19 protein-coding genes are annotated in these 21092 nt (G+C 68.0%); 10 read left to right on the top strand and 9 right to left on the bottom strand.

Annotated features, from left to right (window positions below; genetic code table 11):
- Positions 1-52: 52 nt before the first annotated feature.
- The 6 genes from BST28156_RS22400 to mnmC all read right to left on the bottom strand — a co-directional run bounded on the left by BST28156_RS22400 (position 53) and on the right by mnmC (position 8282).
- Positions 53-1165 (bottom strand): NADH:flavin oxidoreductase/NADH oxidase, encoded by a 1113-nt coding sequence (locus BST28156_RS22400; protein ID WP_060240223.1) that lies wholly within the window; start codon positions 1163-1165, stop codon positions 53-55.
- 241 nt (positions 1166-1406) lie between these two features.
- Positions 1407-2117, bottom strand: a complete 711-nt coding sequence (locus BST28156_RS22395) for a glutamine amidotransferase (RefSeq protein WP_060240221.1) — start codon at positions 2115-2117, stop codon at positions 1407-1409.
- Positions 2118-2145: 28 nt separating this feature from the next.
- Positions 2146-2784 carry a MarR family winged helix-turn-helix transcriptional regulator gene (locus BST28156_RS22390; protein ID WP_060240219.1) on the bottom strand — a complete coding sequence of 213 codons (639 nt, stop codon included), beginning with the start codon at positions 2782-2784 and terminating at the stop codon, positions 2146-2148.
- 504 nt (positions 2785-3288) lie between these two features.
- Positions 3289-4404 (bottom strand): YbdK family carboxylate-amine ligase, encoded by a 1116-nt coding sequence (locus BST28156_RS22385; protein WP_009691778.1) that lies wholly within the window; start codon positions 4402-4404, stop codon positions 3289-3291.
- 14 nt (positions 4405-4418) lie between these two features.
- Positions 4419-5633 (bottom strand): cation:proton antiporter, encoded by a 1215-nt coding sequence (locus tag BST28156_RS22380; RefSeq protein ID WP_174903393.1) that lies wholly within the window; start codon positions 5631-5633, stop codon positions 4419-4421.
- Between the two features lie 678 nt (positions 5634-6311).
- Positions 6312-8282, bottom strand: coding sequence for a bifunctional tRNA (5-methylaminomethyl-2-thiouridine)(34)-methyltransferase MnmC2/FAD-dependent 5-carboxymethylaminomethyl-2-thiouridine(34) oxidoreductase MnmC1 (gene mnmC, locus BST28156_RS22375; protein WP_174903392.1), 1971 nt, complete (start codon positions 8280-8282; stop codon positions 6312-6314).
- A gap of 390 nt (positions 8283-8672) precedes the next feature.
- Here mnmC and BST28156_RS22370 point away from each other — a divergent pair, with 390 nt between their 5' ends.
- Positions 8673-8951: an HU family DNA-binding protein gene (locus tag BST28156_RS22370; protein ID WP_006401505.1), complete on the top strand. Its 279-nt coding sequence runs from the start codon at positions 8673-8675 to the stop codon at positions 8949-8951.
- A 116-nt stretch (positions 8952-9067) separates the two neighbouring features.
- Here the strand turns inward: BST28156_RS22370 and BST28156_RS22365 are convergent, their stop codons facing one another.
- Positions 9068-10375, bottom strand: coding sequence for a GTP-binding protein (locus BST28156_RS22365; protein WP_174903391.1), 1308 nt, complete (start codon positions 10373-10375; stop codon positions 9068-9070).
- Positions 10376-10523: 148 nt separating this feature from the next.
- Positions 10524-10970, bottom strand: coding sequence for a lytic transglycosylase domain-containing protein (locus BST28156_RS22360; RefSeq protein ID WP_060240214.1), 447 nt, complete (start codon positions 10968-10970; stop codon positions 10524-10526).
- Positions 10971-11344: 374 nt separating this feature from the next.
- On the opposite strand from BST28156_RS22360, the gene gspD reads away from it, so the two are divergent.
- The 3 genes from gspD to gspF are packed head-to-tail and all read left to right on the top strand — an operon-like array spanning position 11345 to position 16372.
- Positions 11345-13657 carry a type II secretion system secretin GspD gene (gene gspD, locus BST28156_RS22355; RefSeq protein ID WP_174903390.1) on the top strand — a complete coding sequence of 771 codons (2313 nt, stop codon included), beginning with the start codon at positions 11345-11347 and terminating at the stop codon, positions 13655-13657.
- Positions 13654-15150, top strand: coding sequence for a type II secretion system ATPase GspE (gene gspE / locus BST28156_RS22350; protein ID WP_254596414.1), 1497 nt, complete (start codon positions 13654-13656; stop codon positions 15148-15150). Before gspD ends, gspE begins: the two co-directional genes overlap by 4 nt.
- A 4-nt stretch (positions 15151-15154) precedes the next feature.
- On the top strand, positions 15155-16372 hold the full coding sequence (gspF, locus tag BST28156_RS22345; protein WP_174903389.1) for a type II secretion system inner membrane protein GspF: 1218 nt from the start codon (positions 15155-15157) through the stop codon (positions 16370-16372).
- 28 nt (positions 16373-16400) lie between these two features.
- On the opposite strand, the gene BST28156_RS22340 is transcribed toward gspF, so the two are convergent.
- Complete coding sequence (locus BST28156_RS22340; RefSeq protein ID WP_009693223.1) at positions 16401-16811, bottom strand: type II secretion system protein N; 411 nt, start codon at positions 16809-16811, stop codon at positions 16401-16403.
- Positions 16812-16988: 177 nt separating this feature from the next.
- Here BST28156_RS22340 and gspG point away from each other — a divergent pair, with 177 nt between their 5' ends.
- The 6 genes from gspG to gspL form a co-directional block, all read left to right on the top strand.
- On the top strand, positions 16989-17441 hold the full coding sequence (gene gspG / locus BST28156_RS22335) for a type II secretion system major pseudopilin GspG (RefSeq protein WP_009693222.1): 453 nt from the start codon (positions 16989-16991) through the stop codon (positions 17439-17441).
- A 39-nt stretch (positions 17442-17480) separates the two neighbouring features.
- A complete protein-coding gene (locus BST28156_RS22330; protein WP_174903388.1) occupies positions 17481-18113 on the top strand; it encodes a GspH/FimT family pseudopilin in 633 nt (210 codons plus the stop codon).
- Between the two features lie 2 nt (positions 18114-18115).
- Complete coding sequence (gene gspI, locus BST28156_RS22325) at positions 18116-18538, top strand: type II secretion system minor pseudopilin GspI (RefSeq protein WP_174903410.1); 423 nt, start codon at positions 18116-18118, stop codon at positions 18536-18538.
- Positions 18516-19223 (top strand): PulJ/GspJ family protein, encoded by a 708-nt coding sequence (locus tag BST28156_RS22320; RefSeq protein WP_081077067.1) that lies wholly within the window; start codon positions 18516-18518, stop codon positions 19221-19223. Before gspI ends, BST28156_RS22320 begins: the two co-directional genes overlap by 23 nt.
- 2 nt (positions 19224-19225) lie before the next feature.
- Positions 19226-20386: a type II secretion system minor pseudopilin GspK gene (gene gspK, locus BST28156_RS22315; RefSeq protein WP_174903387.1), complete on the top strand. Its 1161-nt coding sequence runs from the start codon at positions 19226-19228 to the stop codon at positions 20384-20386.
- Between the two features lie 24 nt (positions 20387-20410).
- The coding region (gspL, locus tag BST28156_RS22310; RefSeq protein WP_254596413.1) for a type II secretion system protein GspL at positions 20411-21092 on the top strand (682 nt) is incomplete at its 3' end.

Below are 21092 nucleotides of genomic sequence, written 5' to 3'. Positions count from 1 at the left end.
TCGCGCGCACTTTCGCGTCGCGGGCGATCTCGCATCCAGCCGGACACGATGCTCAGCGCTGGCCGAACGCGATGTCGCCGAACAGCGTCTTGTGCTCGCGCGGCTGCGAACGCCAGTACTGCGGCGGCGCCGTCACCTGCGCGCCGAGTTCGGCGGCCGCGTGCCAGGGCCAGCGCGGGTCGTACAGCATCGCGCGCGCCATCGCGACGAAGTCGGCATCGCCGGCCTCGACGAGCCGGTTCGCGTGCGCGGGTTCGTTGATCAGGCCGACCGCGATCGTCGGCATGTCGACCGCGCGCTTCACGGCCTGCGCGAACGGCACCTGGTAGCCGGGCGACAGCGGAATCTTCTGCAGCGGCGACACGCCGCCTGACGACACGTCGATCCAGTCGCAGCCACGCCGCTTCAGCTCGTGCGCGAACGCGATCGTATCGTCGAGCTCCCAGCCGCCCTCGACCCAGTCGGTCGCGGAGACGCGCACGCCGACCGGCCGGTCGTCGGGAAACGCCGCGCGCACGGTCTCGAAGATCTCCAGCGGGAAGCGCATCCGGTTCTCGCGCGAACCGCCGTACGCATCGGTGCGCTGGTTCGCGAGCGGCGACAGGAACTGGTGCAGCAGGTAGCCGTGCGCCGCATGCACCTCGACCGCGTCGATGCCGAGCCGCGCCGCGCGTTTGGCCGCCGCCGCGAATGCGTCGCGGATCCGGTTCAGCCCGGCCGTATCGAGCGCAAGCGGCGGCGTCTCGCCGTCCTTGTGCGGCACCGCCGACGGCGCGTGCGGCAGCCAGCCGCCGTCCGCGACGGAGATGAGCTGACCGCCCTGCCACGGCACCGCGCTCGACGCCTTGCGCCCCGCGTGCGACAGCTGCATCGCGACGGGAATCGGCGCATGTTTGCGAATCGCCGCCAGCACCGGCTTCAGCGCGGCCTCGGTCACGTCGTCCCACAGGCCCAGGTCGCCGGCCGTGATGCGTCCGTCGGGCTCGACCGCGGTCGCCTCGATGCACAGCAGGCCCGCGCCCGACAGCGCCAGATGGCCGAGATGAATCATGTGCCAGTCGGTCGCTTCGCCGCGCTCGGCGGAGTACTGGCACATCGGGGAAATCACGATCCGGTTCGGAAGGGTCACGCCGCGCAGCGTGAACGGTGAAAACAGCGCAGTCATGGTGGCCGCTCGCGAGAAAAAGGAAAAGAGCGGACGAGCGTAGCACGCGGGCCGGAAGCCTGCAGAAGGCCGGCCCGGCAGTAAGCGGGCGGTCAGGAATGCGTGAGGATGGCGAAGCAAGACCGGCATCGCGCGATTGCGATTCCGCTGCGGATGACGGCCGGCCCGCGCACGCGCGACCGCGCGCACCGGCGTCCGGCACACGGACGGGCGCACCTCGCGGCATCGACCGCCGCGCGCGTCAGAGCCCGACGCTATCGAGCCATTCGCCGAACATCGTTCGCGCCGCCGCTTCCAGCGCCGGGCCATACTGCGCGGTATCCGCGCGCAGCCGGCACGCGTCGATGCCGGGCGTCGACGCGATCTCGCCGGCATTCCCGATCAGCCAGGGTTCGAAACGGTCCGCGCGGATCTCCGGATGGCACTGCAGCGCCAGCACATGCTGGCCCCACGCGAACGCCTGGTGGCGACAGGCGGGCGTCGATGCGAGATGGATCGCGCCGCCCGGCAGGTCGAACGTGTCGCCATGCCAGTGCAGCATCGACGTCGCCGCACCGTCGAGATGACGCAGCGGCGACGCGCGGCCCGCGTCGGTGAGCGACAGCGGCGCCCAGCCGAGTTCCTTCTGCGCGGCCGGGTAGACGTGCGCGCCGAGCGCGCGGGCGATGAACTGGGCGCCGAGGCAGATGCCGAGAATCGGCAGCCCGGCGTCGATGCGCTGCTTCACGAGCGCCGCGAGCGGCGCGATCGTCGGGTACTGCGCATCGTCGACCACGCTGACGGGACCGCCGAGCACGACGAGCAGCGAAGGCTTGAGCACGTCGAGCACCTCGACCCGCGACGATCCGACGTCGACATAGCGCACCCGCCGGCCCCGCTCGCCGAGTACCTGCTCGAAACTGCCGAGGTCCTCGAAATGCACGTGGCGGATCGCCACGACTTCAGCGTTCATCACCGGCCTCCCGGTCGATCGACGGACGTCAGCCGGCGAAAATCTTCCAGGTCTTCTTCTGCGTCGCCACGTCGGCCTCTTCGTGCACCGAACAGTCGAGACGCAGATCGCTGTCGGCGAGCGTCAGGCCGAGCGCCGCGCAGTGGTGCGCCGGCTTCTTCGACGGCTTGGCCGGCTGGAAGTGCGTGCACGTCAGGCACATGCGCTGCGGCGGCGTCACGCCGGCTACCTGCAGCTCGCGCAGCGTCTTCAGCAGCGTGCGATAGAGCGCGCTCTGCTCGTCCGCGCCGAGCTTGCCGACCGATTTGGTCAGGAATTCCGGCCATTGCAGCGCCTTCTTCGCCGCGGTGCGACCGCGCGCCGACAGGCGCACGGCGAGCGCGCGACCGTCGTCGAGCGCACGGCGCTTCTCGACGAGCCCCTTCGTCTCGAGCGTGCTGACCGCATCGCTCGTGGTCGCTGCGGTGAGCTGCGTCTCGCGCGCGATCTCGCCGAGCCGCATCGGGCCCTTGCGCTGCAGCAGCAGCACGAGGATTTCGCCCTGCGTCGGCGTGAGGCCCGCGCCTTCCGCCCAATCCCATGCCTGGCTTCGCATGGCCGTACTCAATCGCAGCAAGCTGTGGGTCACACGACCGGCAGCCTGATTCCCGTAAACGCCTTCGCTCATAGTCTTTTCGCTTTGCCGCCGCCCGGTTTGCCGAGCGGCCGTAGTGTGGAGATCGAATATCTCAAACCGGAAGGGCTCTTTCGAACCCGTCCGACACGGCCGTCGCGAGGCACACGCGGCGGTCGCGTTCGCGGCGACCGGTAAGACACAGGTCGTTCCGGTGTCCGCAAAGCCGACATTCTAAGCGAGAGCGGAAAATCGCACAGCTAAGTTATCCCCTGCATGCTGTGGAAAATGACTGGATAACCGAAATTTTTCGTTGTGCGGCCAATATCGCGCGCTTGCAGGACGGGGCGCGCCGCCATTTTCCGGTTCGAATCGGCCACCCTGTGCCGGGCGGCCGTCCACCGGGTTGTCCCGTTCGCAGGCCGTTGACTTTGCAGTGGAATATCCGGTTATCCACAGATTTTCGGAAGGACTGGCAACGGTTTCGGACGGCATCGGCCTCGACCGGCGTTCAGCGAATCGCGACGCGGTCGAGCCCGTAATCTGCAAAACATTTTTTCACTCGCGCCAACGCAGGCACTGTTGTCGAACCGTCTCGTTCAGCGATTTTTCCTGCTTGAAAACGGTTCGCAGCCACGACGCGTCGTTCACGCGCGCCTTCGCGAGCGCGCCGATCTCGTCGAGCGCCGCGCGCGAACCGAGCGCGGCCGCATGCGGCGCGATCCGATCGAGCGTGTCGAGGATGTCCTCGGCGATCGTGCGGCGCTCACCCGTCTGAGGATTCACGCAGGTGCCCTCGAGCCCGAAGCGGCACGCTTCGAAACGGTTGAACGTGTAGACCAGGTAGTCGTCCTCGGACAGCTTCAGCGGCCGGTCGGTCAGCAGGTAGCGCGCAAGCGTCTGGATGTAGCAGGCAATCGCGGCCGCACGGTCGACCGACAGCGGCGTGTCCATCACGCGCACCTCGATCGTCCCGTAGCCGGGCTTCGGCCGGATGTCCCAGTAGAAGTCCTTCATCGAGTTGACCACGCCGGTGTTGACCATCTTCATGAAGTACTCCTCGAAGCCGCTCCAGGTCAGCGCGAACGGCGCGCGGCCCGACAGCGGAAACGCGAAGACCGAATTGAGCCGCGCCGAATGAAAGCCGGTGTCGACGTTCTGCACGAACGGCGACGACGCGGACAGCGCGATGAAATGCGGGATGAAGCGCGACATCGAGTGCAGCAGGAACAGCGCGCTGTCCGGATCGGGACAGCCGATGTGCACGTGCTGGCCGAACACGGTGAACTGTTTCGCGAGATAGCCGTACAGCTCGGACAGGTACTGGAAGCGCGGCGCGTCGTAGATCTGCCGGTCGCTCCATTGCTGGAACGCGTGCGTGCCGCCGCCGGCCAGCCCGACGTTGAGCTGGTCGGCCGCCTTCACGAGCACGTCGCGGATCGCATGCAGTTCGCCGAGCGCCTGCTCGTGCGAATGGCAGATGCCGGTCGACAGCTCGATCATGCTCTCGGTGATTTCCGGCGTAATGTTGCCGGGGAATTTCTCGCCCTGGATCAGCCGCATCAGGTCGGATGCGGCCTTGGTCAGGTCGTAGTTGTGCGTGTTGACGACCTGGATTTCCAGTTCGACGCCGAACGTGAACGGCTCGGAATTGACGAAGGTTTCGAGTGCCATGGCAGGTTCCGGAATCAGTTGCTGTCGCTGCGTTCACCGACCGCCGACAGGCATCGGTAGACGAGGAACGGGCCGACGAGCTGCAGGATCACGATCGTGCACATCACGATCGCGCGCAGGTGCGGATCGAAATTCGGATAGAGCTGGTAGGTGTCGTCGACGAGCAGATAGGACAGCGCGGACATCGGCGTGAGCGCGATGCCGAGCGCGACGCCCTGCTTCATCCCGATGCCGCTCGGCTTCGCGAACGCGACCACGCCCGCGAGCTTCGCGACGACCCGCGTGACGATCAGCGCGATCGCGAACAGCCCGCCGATCGCGATGTCGCCCCACGTAAACGACGTAAGCGTCAGCACGAACAGGATCACCGTCAGCAGCCAGCCGGCCGTGCCGAAATGCTCGGGCCACAGCTGCGGACGCGCCTCGAGGTTCTTCACGATGATGCCGGCGAGCAGCAGCGTGAGCAGCGTCGACAGCTTCAGCGCCTGCGCGACCGCGATCGCGAGCATCACCAGACCGAACAGTGCGACGAACGAATGCTCGTCGCGCATCGTCGACGTCATGTGACGGAACAGGTAGTTGCACGAACGCGCGACGAGATACGCGACGATGAACGACCCGACGAGCAGGTAGACCGGCTGCAGGATCGTCGCGAACACGTTGCCGTACGCTTCCTGATGCAGCCAGCTCGTCACGAGCTTGGTCAGCACGACCGCGTACACGCTGTTCAGCGCGGTCAGCGTGATCAGGCGCTGCGAGACCTGCCCTTCCGCGCGCAGTTCGGTCTTGAGCTGGATCACCATCGACGGCGACGTCGCGATCGCGATCGCCGCCAGCACCAGCGCGACCATTCCCGACACGCCGAGCGCGAGCATCGCGAACAGCACGAGCACGAAGGTCAGCGTCGCTTCCGCGAGACTCGACGCGATCAGCCAGGGATTGCGGCGTATCCAGCGCAGGTCCAGACGGCTGCCCAGTTCGAACAGCAGCAGGCCGAGCGCGACGTTGATCAGCAGCCGCGAGGTTTCGTCGGTGCTCGCGTCGATCACGCCGAAACCGAACGAACCGGCGATCAGGCCGATCACCGCGTAGCCGGTAATGCGCGGCAGCCGCCACGCGCGATAGCACAGCTCGCCACACAGACCGGCCGCGAACAACGCGAGCCCGGCCCAGAACACGGCATCCGGCGAGAGCGGCCAGTTGGGCAGGAATGAGAACGCCGACTTCATCGTGGTGACTTCTCCTTTGGAAGCAACCGCCAGCGACGCGGGGTCAAGCGTCAGGAATGAGATGCGCGCCGGCTGGGTATCGCCCCGAATGTGATTGTTGTGGTTGACGACGGCGGGACATGGGATCCGCCTGTTCCGCCCATCGGCAGATATGCCACTCGGATCGGCCGATCTGGATTGTCGGCCTGGTGTATGAACGGACTGCGCTGTCTCGAAAGATTCAGATTCGAAAACGCGCGGACCGTTCCGTTGAAGCATGTCCGGCGCCTGGCCGGACGAACGCGAAGGAAACCGATTGTGCCACAGCTTTTTCGTTCCGGAACCGATTGAATCGAGTCGATGGCCTGTGCATCGCACAGGTCTTTGGTTTAAAAGGATTATCTGTATATATACGTAGTAGAAGTTAACAAGGCACGCACAGTTCTGTGGATAACTTCCGTTTACGCTGAAAGATCAAGGCATTGGCGAAACCATAACCCGTTGCACAGGCTGTTTGTGCACAGTAGTCGGAGTTGAGCAACTTTCGGGCCGCTTCGGCGCTGTGCCGAGTTACCCCGTTTACGTCCACTGTGATTGCACACGAAGCGAGCATGGTTTTCGCGCGGTTATCCACAGTGTCGAGTGGATAACCTGGCGCGGGAAAAGCGAAAAACTGTGAGGACGGATCGGTGCCGGCGTTCAGTCGGCCGCGTTCACCTGGCGGGCGCGCAACGCGCGGATCAAAAAACGTGCCGGATCGACGGCATCGGCGAGTTCGCGTTCGAGCGGCCACGGTTCGCCTTCGAGTTGCGACGCGATCAGCTCGGCGCCGAGCGTGGCCCATACGAGGCCGCGCGACCCGTAGCCGAATGCGCCGTACAGCCCCGTCATGCGCGGCAGGTCGCGCGCCTTGGCGCCGCTCAGCGCGCGCGCGTTCGCGACCGCCTGCGCTTCGTCGGCGAGCGGGCCGATCAGCGGCAGCCGGTCGCCGGCGACCCAGCGGAACGCGACGCGGCCGCACAGCGCGTCGGATTGCGGCACCTCGCGAAGCAGGCCCGGCAGCAGGCGGCGCACGCGGTCGAGGTTTTCCGCATGGCCGGCCGCGCGCAGCGCGGGATCGGTGTCGTCGGGTTCGAACGTCGCGCCGATCAGCAGCGAGCCGTCGTCGAGCGGCACCGCGTAGCCGTCGCCGATCGCGGGGCACGGCAGCGGCGCCGCGCTGCCCGGCGGCAACAGCGTGAGCTGGCCGCGCACCGGCTGCAGCGCGACATGCCGCAGGCCTGCGAGACGCACCGCGTCGCCCGCATTCGCGAGCACGACGACGGGCGCGTGCGCGAGCGTATTGCCCGCCGCGTCGAGCGCATGCCACGCGTCGTCGCGGCGCTCGAGCCGCGCGACTTCGGTGCGCGTCAGCAGTTGCACGCGTTCGCCGGCCGCCGCGCATTGCGCATCGGACAGCGCGGCCGGCCATACGGCGCCGCCCTGCGGAAACAGCAGCCCGCCGTGCGCGACCGGCAGGTGCAGATACGCGCGCGCCGCGCTTTCGTCGAGCAGCGTCGCATAGTCGGGCGGTGCGCCGAGCGCATCGAACGCGTCGCGCATGCGTACGAAGTCGTCGGCCGATTCCGCGAGATGCACCATGCCGTGCGTGCTGCGCGCGAAGGCGTGACCGGCCTGCTCGAGCGCGCGCCAGCGGGCCAGCGCATGCAGGAAACCGCTGCGCGTGAGCCGGCTCGCGACGTTGTCGTCGCGCGTCATCAGCGGGTGGAACACGCCGGCCGGATTGCCGGACGCTTCGCTCGCGATTCGTTCGTGCCGCTCGATCAGCGTGATGTCCCAGCCGCGCGCGGCGAGACGTTCGACCACCGCGCAGCCGGCGAGACCGGCGCCGATCACGATCGCGCGGCGCGCGGCGACCGGCAGCGCACGCGGCGGTTCGTGCCGGCGCATCCGCCAGCGCGGCGCATATTCGCCGACCAGCATCGCGCGCTTGCCCGCGAAGCCGTCGACCTTGCGATACACGAAACCCGCTTCATCGAGTGCGTGCTTGACGACGCCCGAACTCGAATAAGTCGCGAAGCTCGCGCCTTCGCCGGCGAGGCGCGCGAGCGCGCGAAACACGTCGACCGACCACAGATCGGCATTCTTCGCCGGCGCAAAGCCGTCGAGATAGAACGCATCCGCGCGCGCGACGAGCTTCGGCAACAGCTCGAGCGCATCGCCGAACGCGAGCGTGAGCACCACGCGCCCTGCGTCGAATTCGAGCCGGTGCACGCCCGGCACGAGCGTCGGCCACGCATCCGCGAGCGCATCGGCGCTTGCCGAGATAGTTGTGTTGGCAACGATATGGGACGCGGCGCGGCGCAGGTCCTCGCGCGAGAACGGATGCTTTTCGACCGACACGAAATGCAGCCGCTCGCAGCGCGCAGGATCGTCGCGCCACGCGGCCCACGTCGCGAGGAAGTTGCAGCCGGTGCCGAAGCCGGTCTCCACGATCGTAAACGTGCGGCGTTGCTGCCAGCGTGCCGGCAACCCGTTGCCGGCGATGAACACATGGTTGGCCTGCGCGAGCGCGCCGGCGGCGCTGTGATAGATGTCGCCGTACGCGGGCGAGACGAGGGTGCCGTCGTCGCGAAACGCGAGCGTGGCGGGAACAAGTCGGTCTGGCATGCGAAACAAAAAACGTGGCAGCCAAGCCTGGCAAGGGATTGCGCGGGGCGTACCGAGCCGGCCGTTGGCAAAAACCAACGGCGCGGCGCACGGGCGGTGCGGGCTGCGTATCCTGTCCGGTTGGCGCAGGTCAAAAAACGGGCAATCGACGATTGATTCGGCGAAATACCGATGAAAATCTTTGAAACCCTTGTCGTTATTGGGTTTGCGCTGCGCTATCATAGCAACGCCGTACCGCGGGGTGGCCACCGGCGAAGCCGGAGGGCGCGTCGCGCGGGCCAGGATTCGGCGCTGTGTCGTCGGAGTCCGACTCTCGACGGCACGGTTCGCGCACGTATAATCGGCGCGTTCGCGCTGTTCGTGTCAACCTAACCTGATAAAGGAACCTTAATGAACAAACAGGAACTGATCGACGCCGTCGCCGCCCAAACGGGCGCCAGCAAGGCTCAAACCGGCGAAACGCTGGACACGCTGCTCGAAGTGATCAAGAAGGCCGTGTCGAAGGGTGATGCGGTTCAGCTGATCGGCTTCGGCAGCTTCGGTTCGGGCAAGCGCGCAGCACGTACGGGCCGTAACCCGAAGACGGGCGAAACCATCAAGATCCCGGCAGCCAAGACGGTCAAGTTCACGGCTGGCAAGGCGTTCAAGGACGCCGTCAACAAGCGTTAATCCCGCGCCTGTTCAAAAAAAACCCGCCGTTCGGCGGGTTTTTTGTTGGGTGCTCGCGACATTTTCGCCACAGTTCGACACCCTCTTGCAAGATTTAACGGTTGTTTTACGAGCCGTTACACATGCACGATCTGCGCGTCGCCCGGCTCGTCGTCGTGCCCGTCGACGTCCCACGCGGGGAACGGATCGTCGAACGCGGCCCATCCGGTCGCGCCGAGCGCGAATTCCGCATCGGTCAGCAGGCACGCGTCGAGCTTCGCGCGCCATGCGTCGGTGTCGAGCCCGATGCCGATCAGCACCAGTTCCTGCCGACGATCGCCGATCGATCGGTCGTCGAGGTCGCCTTCCCATTCCGCGCGAATTTCGGCAAGCAGCTCGTCGTCGTCCGGCCATTCCGCGCGATCCTGCGCCGCCCACCAGAGGCCTGCCGGGCCGTGCCGGCATACGCCGCCCGCCTGCGACAGCGAGCCCGCGATGTCGTTGCGCGTCGCCAGCCAAAAGAAGCCCTTGCTGCGCAGCACACCGGGCCATTCCTGGTGCAGCAGCGCCCACAGCCGGGCCGGATGGAACGGCCGGCGCGCGCGGTAAACGAAATTGCCGATGCCGAATTCGTCGGCTTCGCCGTGCACGTGCGCGTGATGATGCGCCTCGCCCGGCGCCCGGTCGTGGTCGTGGCCCTGCTCGAGCGACGCGAGCCAGCCCGGCGCATTCGCCGCCTCGTCGAAATCGAAGCGGCCGGTGTTCAGCACTTCGCCGAGCGGCACGTTGCCGAAGGTCGACACGACCTGGTGCGCACGCGGATTGAGCCGCGCGAGGATGCGCTGCAGGCGCGCGAGTTCGTCCGCGCCGACGAGATCGGCCTTGTTGATCACGAGCACGTCGCAGAATTCGATCTGCTCGATCAGCAGCTCGACGAGCGTGCGATCGTCCTCCTCCGACGCGGCGATGCCGCGCGTCGCGAGTGCGTCGTCGGAGCCGTAGTCGCGCAGGAAGTTGAACGCGTCGACCACCGTGACGAGCGTGTCGAGCCGCGCGGTTTCGCCGAGCGAGGTGCCGTCGTCGTCGACGAACGTGAAGGTCTCGGCGATCGGCATCGGTTCCGCGATACCGGTCGATTCGATCAGGATCGCGTCGAAGCGGCCTTCGGCCGCGAGCTGGCGGATCTCGACGAGCAGGTCGTCGCGCAGCGTGCAGCAGATGCAGCCGTTCGACATCTCGACGAGGCGCTCCTCGACATGCGACAGCGCCTGCGCGTCGCGCACGATCGACGCGTCGATGTTGACCGCCGCGAGATCGTTGACGATCACCGCGACTTTGAGGCCCGCGCGGTTCGCGAGGATGTGGTTGAGCAGCGTGGTCTTGCCGGCGCCGAGGAAGCCGGACAGCACAGTGACGGGCAACGGCTGGTTCATTGCCGGATTCATAGCGATTTGCACCAACTGAAAAGTGGAAAAGCGGCCGCGGCGTCGTTCCGGGGCGCGATCGGCGCGAGGCCGCCCGCGCGCGAAACCGCAGCGTGAGCCCGCATTGTGCATCAAACCCGTGCCGGTCGGCCGGCGCGGCGCCGCGCGGCTACTGCGGCGGCAGCAGCTTCCACTGCGACAGGATGCCGGCGATCTGCCGCGCGTACTTGTCGCGCAGCGACGGCGTTTCGGAATGGTAGGCGCCGACGGCCTGCCATGTGTTGCCGTACCGGTTCATCTTCTGGCGCAGATGCCACGCTGCAATATAGACGTTCTTGCACGGCTCCATCAGCGTATCGCGGTCGATTCCGTAGCGCGACAGCGTCGGCAGATGGATCGAATTGATCTGCATGAGGCCGTAGTCGACCGAGCCGTTCGTATTCTTGTTCAGCGCGGTGGGCCGGTTGCGCGACTCCTGCCACGCGATCGCGCGCAGGATCAGCGGATTGACCTTCTGGTATTTCGCGGCTTCGTCGAAACAATCGGCGTGCGCGTTCGCGCTGGCGAACCACGCGCCGGCGGCGATCCACACGATCGAAGCGAACCGTCTGTTCATGGTGCGAAAACCGGAGGGAGAAGGTGCAGGTTCGGGAAAACCCGTGCCTGTTATTCGTGCGACGAGAAACGCGCCGCCCGTATCATACCGGCAGTCCGTGACATTGCGACAAACTGGCGGCCGGCTGCGGGTATACCGCATTGCCGCGCCGGCGCGTCCCGAACGACGGCGCGGCGCGCGGCCGGCGCGCCTTACATGTCGCATACGGATCGCCGCATGCCTGTCGTATGTGAGACAGTCCTCGGATCAATGTGATATTTCGGACATGAAAAGCTGCTAATGTCGCCTTTTTCGGATTTGGATCCCAGCACTACCGCCGGAAGCGGCCTGAGCCGGCATCGCCCCATTCATCCATGACAAGAAATCGCTTCGTTATGCGGCGCGTCGCCACGACGCTGATCGTCGCCGGCATCGTCGCCTCGCAGGCCGCCTACGCTCAGGTCACGCTCAACTTCGTCAATGCGGATATCGACCAGGTCGCGAAAGCGATCGGTGCCGCCACCGGCAAGACCATCATCGTCGACCCGCGCGTGAAGGGGCAGCTCAATCTGGTCGCCGAACGCGCGGTGCCGGAAGACCAGGCGCTGAAGACGCTGCAGTCGGCGCTGCGCATGCAGGGTTTCGCGCTGGTGCAGGATCACGGTGTGCTGAAGGTCGTGCCGGAAGCCGACGCGAAGCTGCAGGGCGTGCCGACCTACGTCGGCAATGTGCCGCAGGCGCGCGGCGACCAGGTCATCACGCAGGTGTTCGAACTGCACAACGAGTCGGCGAACAACCTGCTGCCCGTGCTGCGGCCGCTGATCTCGCCGAACAACACGGTGACGGCGTACCCGGCGAACAACACGATCGTCGTGACCGACTACGCGGACAACGTGCGCCGCATCGCGCAGATCATCGCGGGCGTCGACAGCGCCGCGGGCGCGCAGGTGCAGGTCGTGCCGCTGCGCAACGCGAACGCGATCGACCTCGCCGCGCAGCTGCAGAAGATGCTCGACCCGGGCGCGATCGGCAACAGCGACGCGACGCTGAAGGTGTCGGTCACCGCCGACCCGCGCACCAACTCGCTGCTGCTGCGCGCGTCGAACGGCGCGCGCCTCGCGGCCGCGAAACGGCTCGTGCAGCAGCTCGACGCGCCGAGCGCGGTGCCCGGCAACATGCACGTCGTGTCGCTGCGCAACGCCGATGCGGTGAAGCTCGCGAAAACGCTGCGCGGGATGCTCGGCAAGGGCGGCAACGACAGCGGCTCGTCGGCGTCGTCGAACGATGCGAACAGCTTCAACCAGAACGGCTCGTCGTCGAGCGGCAACTTCTCGACCGGCACGGCCGGCACCCCGCCGCTGCCGTCGGGCGGCCTCGGCGGTTCTTCGTCGTCCTCGTCGTCGTACGGCGGCACGTCGTCGAGCGGCGGCCTCGGCAACGCCGGCCTGCTCGGCGGCGACAAGGACAAGAACGACGACAACCAGCCCGGCGGGATGATCCAGGCCGATGCAGCGACCAACTCGCTGATCATCACCGCGTCGGATCCCGTCTACCGGAACCTGCGCGCGGTGATCGACCAGCTCGACAAGCGTCGTGCGCAGGTCTACATCGAGGCGCTGATCGTCGAACTGAACTCGACGACGGCCGGCCAGCTCGGCATCCAGTGGCAGGTCGCGAGCGGCGCGCTGCTGGCCGGCACGAACCTCGCGGCGACCGCGGGCAGCGTGGCCGGCAACAGCATCATCAACCTGACGGCGGGCACGGTGAATTCCAGCACCGGCACGCTGACGGGGGTCGGCCTGCCGGCCAACCTGTCGAACCTGAACCAGGGCCTCAACATCGGCTGGCTGCACAACATGTTCGGCGTGCAGGGCCTCGGCGCGCTGCTGCAATACTTCGCGGGCGTGAGCGACGCGAACGTGCTGTCGACGCCGAACCTGATCACGCTCGACAACGAGGAAGCGAAGATCGTCGTCGGCGAGAACGTGCCGATTCCGACCGGTTCGTATTCGAACCTGACGAGCGGCACCACGAGCAACGCATTCAACACCTACGATCGCCGCGACGTCGGCCTGACGCTGCACGTGAAGCCGCAGATCACCGAAGGCGGGATCCTGAAGCTGCAGCTCTACACCGAGGATTCCGCGGTGGATACCGCGACGACGAACGCGCAGACGGGCCCGTCGTTCACGAAGCGTTCGATCCAGTCGACGATTCTCGCGGACAACGGCGAAGTGATCGTGCTCGGCGGCCTGATGCAGGACGCGTACAACGTGTCGAACAGCAAGGTGCCGCTGCTCGGCGACATCCCGTGGATCGGCCAGCTGTTCCGCTCGGAAAGCAAGCAGCGCAAGAAGACCAACCTGATGGTGTTCCTGCGCCCGGTGATCATCAGCGACCGCGATACCGCGCAGGCCGTCACCGCGAACCGCTACGACTACATCCAGGGCGTGACGGGCGCATACAAGTCGGACAACAACGTGATCCGCGACAAGGACGACCCGGTCGTGCCGCCGATGCCGCTCGGCCCGAGCCAGGGCGGCACGGCCGCGGGCAACCTGTTCGATCTCGACAAGATGCGCCGCCAGCAGATGCAGCGCCAGGCGGCGCCGCCCGCCGCACCCGAGCAGGCGCCCGCGCAGTCGCAGGGCGTGCCGGCGCAGACGGTGCCGCAGCAGCCGCTGACCGCGCCGGGAGCGTCGCAGTGAGCGACCTGCTGTCCTCCGCCCCCGACGGCGCGCCCGGTGAACGGCAGCCGCCCTCGCCGCTCGCCGCGCGGCTGCTGCCGTACGGCTTCGCGAAGAACGGCCAGGTGCTGATCGCGCACCAGCTCGACGACACGCTCGAGGTGTGGATCAGCGAACGCACGAACGACGCGGCGCTGGCCGAGATTGCACGCAACTTCGGCTCGATCGCCGTGCAACGCGTGCCGGCCGACGAGCTCGCGCAGGCGATCAACCACGCGTACGCGCGCCAGGACGGCAGCGCCGCGCAGATCGTCGGCGAAGTCGAGGGCGAAGTCGACCTGTCGCGGCTGATGCAGGACATCCCCGAAGTCGAGGACCTGCTCGAATCGGAAGACGACGCGCCGATCATCCGCATGATCAACGCGCTGCTCACGCAGGCCGCGCGCGAACAGGCGTCGGACATCCATATCGAGCCGTTCGAGAACGCGTCGGTCGTGCGCTTTCGCGTCGACGGCACGCTGCGCGACGTCGTGCGGCCGAAGAAGGCGCTGCATGGCGCGCTGATCTCGCGGATCAAGATCATGGCGCAGCTCGACATCGCGGAGAAGCGCCTGCCGCAGGACGGCCGCATCACGCTGCGCGTCGGCGGCCGGCCGGTCGACGTGCGCGTGTCGACGCTGCCGACCGGGCACGGCGAGCGTGCGGTGCTGCGTCTGCTGGAAAAGGATGCGCAGCGGCTGAATCTCGAAGCGCTCGGGATGGGCCGCGACACGCTCGGCCAGTTCGACAAGCTGATCTCGCGCCCGCACGGCATCGTGCTGGTGACGGGCCCGACCGGTTCGGGCAAGACGACGACGCTGTACGCGTCGATGTCGCGGCTCGAAACCGCGACGACCAACATCATGACCGTCGAGGACCCGATCGAATACGACCTGTCGGGCATCGGCCAGACGCAGGTGAACGAGCGGATCGGAATGACCTTCGCGCGCGCGCTGCGCTCGATCCTGCGTCAGGATCCGGACGTGATCATGATCGGCGAAATCCGCGACCTCGAAACCGCGCAGATCGCGGTACAGGCATCGCTGACGGGCCACCTGGTGCTCGCGACGCTGCATACGAACGATGCGGCGTCGGCCGTCACGCGGCTGACCGACATGGGCGTCGAGCCGTATCTGCTCGCGTCGTCGCTGCTCGGCGTGCTCGCGCAGCGTCTGGTGCGCCAGCTTTGCCCGGTTTGCAAGGAAGAACGGCAGGAAGAAGGCCGCACCGTATGGCATCCGGTCGGCTGCGACAAGTGCGGGCATTCGGGCTATGCGGGCCGGCGCGGCGTGTACGAACTGCTGGTGATCGACGATGCGATCCGTTCGCTGATCCATCGCAACGCGGCCGACGCGGAGATTCTCGCCGCGGGCCGCGCGGAAGGGATGCGCACGCTGCGCGACGACGCCGAGCGCTGGCTCGCGGCCGGCGCGACGTCGCTCGAGGAAGTGCTGCGCGTGACGGGAGGCGCATAGCGCGATGCCGGCATTCCGTTTCGAAGCGATCGATTCGGCGGGACGCGCGCAGAAAGGCGTGATCGACGCCGACAGCGCCCGCGCCGCGCGCGGCCAGCTGCGCACGCAAGGGCTGACGCCGCTGGCGGTCGAGCCGGCCGCGAGCGCGACCCGCGGCGCGCGTTCGCAACGGCTCGCGCTGGGCCGCAAGCTGTCGCAGCGCGAGCAGGCGATCCTCACGCGCCAGCTCGCGAGCCTGCTGATCGCCGGGCTGCCGCTCGACGAAGCGCTCGGCGTGCTGACCGAGCAGTCCGAGCGCGACTACATCCGCGAACTGATGGCCGCGATCCGCGCCGAGGTGCTCGGCGGTCATTCGCTTGCGAATGCGCTGAGCCAGCATCCGCGCGATTTCCCCGAGATCTATCGCGCGCTGGTGTCGGCCGGCGAACACACGGGCAAGCTCGGCATCGTGCTGTCGCGGCTCGCCGACTACATCGAACAGCGCAACGCGCTGAAGCAGAAGATCCTGCTCGCGTTCACCTACCCCGCGATCGTCACGCTGATCGCGTTCGGCATCGTCACGTTCCTGCTGAGCTATGTGGTGCCGCAGGTCGTCAACGTGTTCGCGAGCACGAAGCAGCAGCTGCCGATCCTGACGATCGTGATGATGGCGCTGTCGGAATTCGTGCGGCACTGGTGGTGGGCGATCCTGATCGCGATCGCGCTGGTCGTGTGGCTCGTGAAGGCGACGCTGTCGCGCGACGGCCCGCGCCTCGCGTTCGACCGCTGGCTGCTGACCGCGCCGCTCGCGGGCAAGCTGGTGCGCGGCTACAACACGGTGCGCTTCGCGAGCACGCTCGGCATCCTGACGGCCGCCGGCGTGCCGATCCTGCGCGCGCTGCAGGCGGCCGGGGAGACGCTCAGCAACCGCGCGATGCGCGCGAACATCGACGATGCGATCGTGCGCGTGCGCGAAGGCTCCGCGCTGTCGCGCGCGCTGAACAACGTGAAGACGTTTCCGCCGGTGCTGGTGCATCTGATCCGTTCGGGCGAGGCGACCGGCGACGTGACGACGATGCTCGACCGCGCGGCCGACGGCGAGGCGCGCGAGCTGGAGCGCCGCACGATGTTCCTGACGAGCCTGCTCGAGCCGCTGCTGATCCTGGCGATGGGCGGCATCGTGCTGGTGATCGTGCTGGCGGTGATGCTGCCGATCATCGAGCTGAACAACATGGTGCAGTGACGGCGCGAGCGGCCGTCACCGACGGGCTTCAGCGCATGTAGATCGCCGGCGACGGCGTGTTCGCGGGAAGCTGGATTTCGGCGCGGGCGCCGTTGCGGTCGATGACGATCGAGCGGGCGCGCACTTCGGCGAGTTTCGCGCCGGGCGTGAGCTCCGTGCCGAGCGACACCGCGCGCGGCGGTTCGCCGCCGACGCCGACGATCGCCGCGGCGCCGTGCTGCAGCGCGAGGATGCCGAACAGGTGGATGTCCTGCACGGGATTGCGTTCGAGCTGTCCGCCGAACAGCGCGGCGGCGTCCTCGGTGCGGATCGGCGGCCGCGCGGCGGCGGCAGGCAGCGGCGCTTCGCGGGCCGACAGCGTGACGACCCAGTAGGTGGCCGTCGCGCACAACGCTGCGAAGAGTGCGAGGGAAAGGATCCGGATCGAGAGCGCGTTCATGCGCGCTATTGTACGGATGTATGTGAAATTTGCGTTGAGTGAAAGCCCTTGGCGGTGCGCGCCTTACAATGCGTGCTCCGCGTTCCGGGATAACGGAAGCCTGGCGTCAGGCATTTGTCCGGATGTCACGGGCGCGTCATTCAATCGACGACATTTTTTGGAAAGAGGTAGTCAGTCATGCAAACGTGGATCACTCGCCGCAATGGAGCCGCCCGCCGTCAGCGCGGTTTCACGCTGATCGAGATCATGGTGGTGGTCGCGATCCTCGGGATCCTCGCCGCGTTGATCGTGCCGAAGATCATGAGCCGCCCGGACGAGGCGCGCCGCATCGCCGCCAAGCAGGACATCGGCACGATCATGCAGGCGCTGAAGCTGTACCGGCTCGACAACGGCCGCTATCCGACCCAGGAGCAGGGCCTGAACGCGCTGATCCAGAAGCCGTCCACCGATCCGATTCCGAACAACTGGAAGGACGGCGGTTATCTGGAGCGCCTGCCGAACGATCCGTGGGGCAACGCGTATAAATACCTGAATCCGGGCGTGCACGGCGAGATCGACGTGTTCAGCTACGGCGCCGACGGCAAGGAAGGCGGCGAAGGCAACGACACCGATATCGGCTCGTGGCAATAAGCCGTCGCTGACCGCTCCGATTTTTCTCCCCTGCACTTCATGCCCGCCCTTCGTACGACCCACCGCTCCGGCTGCGACGGCGGCATGCGTCGCACGGCGGCGCCGTCTGTCCGGGCGCGCGTGGCGGGCGGGCCGGAATCTCGCCGCAGGGCCGTGGAGACGGTCAGGCCGTCCGCCGCGCACGCTGCCTTCGGAGCGCAGCGTTCAACCCATCGCCGTCGCGCAGCCCGCGGCTTCACGCTGCTCGAAATGCTCGTCGTGCTGGTGATCGCGGGCTTGCTGGTGTCGCTCGCGTCGCTGTCGCTGACGCGCAATCCGCGCACCGACCTGCGCGAGGAAGCGCAGCGGCTCGCGCTGCTGTTCGAGACCGCCGGCGACGAGGCGCAGGTGCGCGCGCGCCCGATCGCGTGGCAGCCGACCGCGCACGGCTTCCAGTTCGACGTGAGCTCGCCCGACGGCTGGCGTACGCTGCGCGACGACCTGCTGCGCCCGCGCAACTGGGATGCCGGCGTGACGGGCGCCGATATCGACTACCCCGGTTCCGACACGCGCGCGAGCCGCGTCGTGTTCGGCACCGAGAGCATCGACACGCCGGTGCGCGTGACGCTGCATTCGGCCGCCGGCAGTGCGACGATCGTCGGCACCGGCAACGGCCGCTACGAGGTGCAGTGACGATGCGTCGCCGGATGCCCTGTTCCCCTGTTTCAGCACCCGCTCGCGGTCGGCCCGCGCGCGGCTTCACGATGATCGAAGTGCTGGTCGCGCTCGCGATCATCGCGATCGCGCTCGCCGCATCGATCCGTGCGGTCGGCACGATGGCGACCGGCGCGGCCGACCTGCATCGCCGGCTGCTGGCCGGCTGGAGCGCCGACAACGCGCTCGCGCAGCTGCGGCTCGCGCATGCGTGGCCGGCCGTCGGCGACCAGAGTTTCGACTGCTCGCAGGGCAACGTGCAGCTCGTGTGCTCGCAGCGCGTGAGCGCGACGCCGAATCCGGTGTTCCGGCGCGTCGAGATATCGGTGAGCATGCCGGGCCGCTCCGGCGTGCTCGCGCAGATGGTGACGGTGGTCGCGAATGAAACCAGCCGTTCGCTCTGACGCGCCGATGCCGCGCACGGCCGTCCGCCCTGCCCGCCTGCGTCGCCGCGCGCGCGGCTTCACGCTGATCGAGCTGATGATCGCGATCGCGATCCTGGCGGTGGTCGCGATCCTCGCGTGGCGCGGGCTCGACCAGATCATGCGCGGCCGCGACAAGGTGGCGTCCGCGATGGAGGACGAGCGCATCTTCGCGCAGATGTTCGACCAGATGCGCATCGACGCGCGCCTCGCAGCGACCGACGACGAAGCAGGCCAGCCCGCGATCGGCGTCGCCGGCAATACGCTGCAGATCGTCCGCGAGCTCGACGTGCCGGGCGCCGCGCCGCGGCTGCAGGTAGTCCGCTACCGGATCGCCGGCGGGCGCGTGGTGCGCTATGCGTCGCCGCCGCTCGACGACGCGAACCGGCTGCGCAGCCTGCTGAAGGACAGCAGCGTCGACGGCTGGAGCGCGGTCGCGCTGATGGGCGGCGTCGGCGCGATCGACGCGAAGCTGTACGTGCCGCGCGTCGGCTGGACCACCAGCGGGCAGGCGGCCAACGACACGCTCGCGCAGAACAACGACGCGCTGAAGGTGCCGCAGCTCGGCAATGCGCCGCCGCCGCGCGCGGTAACGGGGCTGCAGGTCAGCATCGGCGCGACGTCGCTGCGCGTGCCGGTCACGCGCGTGTTTCTCGTCGGGGAATGACGATGCACGCGCGCCCTCACCGTTCGATCCCGGCCGGCCATGCAGCCGCCTCGCGTTCGCCGTGCAACCCGGCCGCAGGGCGGGCGCGCGGCCGCGCACGGCGCGGGCAGCGCGGCGCGGCGATCATCACCGCGCTGCTGGTCGTCGCGCTGTCGGCGATCCTCGTCTCGGGGATGCTGTGGCGCCAGCAGGTGCAGGTGCGCCGCATCGAGAACCAGCGCGTGCTCGCGCAGGCGCAGTGGGTGGCGCGCGGCGCGCTCGACTGGACGCGGATGATCCTGCGCTCCGAAGGCGATACCGCGCCCGGCATCACCTATCTCGGCGGGATCTGGGCCGTGCCGATCGCGAAGACGAAGCTGTCGGATTTCCTCGGCCGGATCGGCGCGCCGAACGCCGACGGCGGCGACGACACCTATATCTCGGGCTCGATCGAAGATGCGCAGGCGAAGTTCAACCTGCGCAATCTCGTCGCGTCGCCGGCGCCCGGCGTGCTGCAGCTCAACGTCGCGCAACTGCAGGCGTTCCAGCGCCTGCTGACGACGCTCGGCTACGACGGCGCGTTCGCGAAGCGGATCGCGCTGCAGGTGCGCGCGGGCCTGATGCATTCGGCGACGCGCTTCCAGCTGCCGACGCTGCCCGGCGGCGGCATCGCGCCGACCGCACCGGCCGGCGGCGACATGCAGGGCGGCAGCGACTTCACCGACGATCCCGGTCTGGCCGGCGGCGAGCGCGGGCCCGCGCCGCTGATGATGACGGGCGTCGACAGCCTGCTCGACGTCGACGGCGTGACGCCCGAGATGGTCGAGCGGCTGCGCCCGTTCGTCACCGTGCTGCCGACCACGACGCCCGTGAACATGAACACCGCGCCGGCCGAGGTGATCGCGGCGCTGATGCCGGGGATGAGCGTGTCGTCCGCGCAGGCGCTGGTGTCGCGCCGCGAGACGGTGTTTTTCCGCAACGTCGGCGACGTGCAGCTCGCGCTGCGCGGCGCCGGCGCACCGAACGTGACGATCGACTCGAGCCTGGTCGACGTCAATTCGAGCTATTTCATCGTGCATGGCCGGATCCAGCACGACCGCGCGGAGGTCGATCGCACCTCGCTCGTGTATCGTGATCCGACCACGCACTCGACGCGGGTCGTGCGCATCCGCGATCAGCTATAACGACGCCATTCGGGAGAGGAGCTCTTGAGCACGTTGATTGTTTCATTGCCGCCGCGCGAGCCTGCCGTGCCGTTGCAGGAGTGGCAGTGGCCCGAGCTGCCGTTCATGCTCGTCGACAAGGGCGGCCACGTGCAGCGCGCGGGCCGCGCCGCGCTCGCGCTGCTGCCGCGCGCGGCCGCGACGGTGCTGATCGTCGCCGCGCGCGACGTGCTGCTGCTGGCCGCGACCGTGCCGCCGCTCAAGGGGCCGAAGCTGCGCCAGGCGCTGCCCAACATCGTCGAGGATCAGCTGATCCAGGATCCGCTCGGCTGCCATATCGCGCTCGATCCTGCCCCGCTGCCCGACGGGCGCCGCGTGCTGGCCGTCGTCGACCGCGCGTGGTTCCGCACGATCTGCGACGCGTTCGTCGCAGCCGGCCACCGGCATCTGCGCGCGGTGCCGGCGACGCGCTGCCTGCCCGCGCCGCTCGCGTCGGCCCGGCCGGCGGGTGAGGCGGCGGAATTGTCCAACACTCTGGCCGGTGGCGACGCGCCGGCCGTCGACGCCGACGTGGCGGCCGCCACGGCCGCGCCCGATGCGCGCCCGGCCGCGGTGGCCGCGGTGCTCGGCATCGCGACGTCGGTCGAGCCGGTGCTGGTCGAAGCCGGCGCGCCGTCCGTCGCAGCCGGTGCGCCGCGCCTCGAGCTCGCGATCGCGCGCGGCGCGC

Source organism: Burkholderia pseudomultivorans, from assembly GCF_902499075.1.
Taxonomy (GTDB): Bacteria; Pseudomonadota; Gammaproteobacteria; order Burkholderiales; family Burkholderiaceae; genus Burkholderia; species Burkholderia pseudomultivorans.
This window is presented reverse-complemented; position numbering and strand designations above follow the sequence as displayed.

What these genes read in the sequence shown, in the direction of transcription:
- BST28156_RS22400 (WP_060240223.1), bottom strand. Translation starts at nt 1,165, where the DNA reads ATGACTGCGCTGTTTTCACCGTTCACGCTGCGCGGCGTGACCCTTCCG.
- BST28156_RS22395 (WP_060240221.1), bottom strand. Translation starts at nt 2,117, where the DNA reads ATGAACGCTGAAGTCGTGGCGATCCGCCACGTGCATTTCGAGGACCTC.
- BST28156_RS22390 (WP_060240219.1), bottom strand. Translation starts at nt 2,784, where the DNA reads ATGAGCGAAGGCGTTTACGGGAATCAGGCTGCCGGTCGTGTGACCCAC.
- BST28156_RS22385 (WP_009691778.1), bottom strand. Translation starts at nt 4,404, where the DNA reads ATGGCACTCGAAACCTTCGTCAATTCCGAGCCGTTCACGTTCGGCGTC.
- BST28156_RS22380 (WP_174903393.1), bottom strand. Translation starts at nt 5,633, where the DNA reads ATGAAGTCGGCGTTCTCATTCCTGCCCAACTGGCCGCTCTCGCCGGAT.
- mnmC (WP_174903392.1), bottom strand. Translation starts at nt 8,282, where the DNA reads ATGCCAGACCGACTTGTTCCCGCCACGCTCGCGTTTCGCGACGACGGC.
- BST28156_RS22370 (WP_006401505.1), top strand. Translation starts at nt 8,673, where the DNA reads ATGAACAAACAGGAACTGATCGACGCCGTCGCCGCCCAAACGGGCGCC.
- BST28156_RS22365 (WP_174903391.1), bottom strand. Translation starts at nt 10,375, where the DNA reads ATGAATCCGGCAATGAACCAGCCGTTGCCCGTCACTGTGCTGTCCGGC.
- BST28156_RS22360 (WP_060240214.1), bottom strand. Translation starts at nt 10,970, where the DNA reads ATGAACAGACGGTTCGCTTCGATCGTGTGGATCGCCGCCGGCGCGTGG.
- gspD (WP_174903390.1), top strand. Translation starts at nt 11,345, where the DNA reads ATGCGGCGCGTCGCCACGACGCTGATCGTCGCCGGCATCGTCGCCTCG.
- gspF (WP_174903389.1), top strand. Translation starts at nt 15,155, where the DNA reads ATGCCGGCATTCCGTTTCGAAGCGATCGATTCGGCGGGACGCGCGCAG.
- BST28156_RS22340 (WP_009693223.1), bottom strand. Translation starts at nt 16,811, where the DNA reads ATGAACGCGCTCTCGATCCGGATCCTTTCCCTCGCACTCTTCGCAGCG.
- gspG (WP_009693222.1), top strand. Translation starts at nt 16,989, where the DNA reads ATGCAAACGTGGATCACTCGCCGCAATGGAGCCGCCCGCCGTCAGCGC.
- BST28156_RS22330 (WP_174903388.1), top strand. Translation starts at nt 17,481, where the DNA reads ATGCCCGCCCTTCGTACGACCCACCGCTCCGGCTGCGACGGCGGCATG.
- gspI (WP_174903410.1), top strand. Translation starts at nt 18,116, where the DNA reads ATGCGTCGCCGGATGCCCTGTTCCCCTGTTTCAGCACCCGCTCGCGGT.
- BST28156_RS22320 (WP_081077067.1), top strand. Translation starts at nt 18,516, where the DNA reads ATGAAACCAGCCGTTCGCTCTGACGCGCCGATGCCGCGCACGGCCGTC.
- gspK (WP_174903387.1), top strand. Translation starts at nt 19,226, where the DNA reads ATGCACGCGCGCCCTCACCGTTCGATCCCGGCCGGCCATGCAGCCGCC.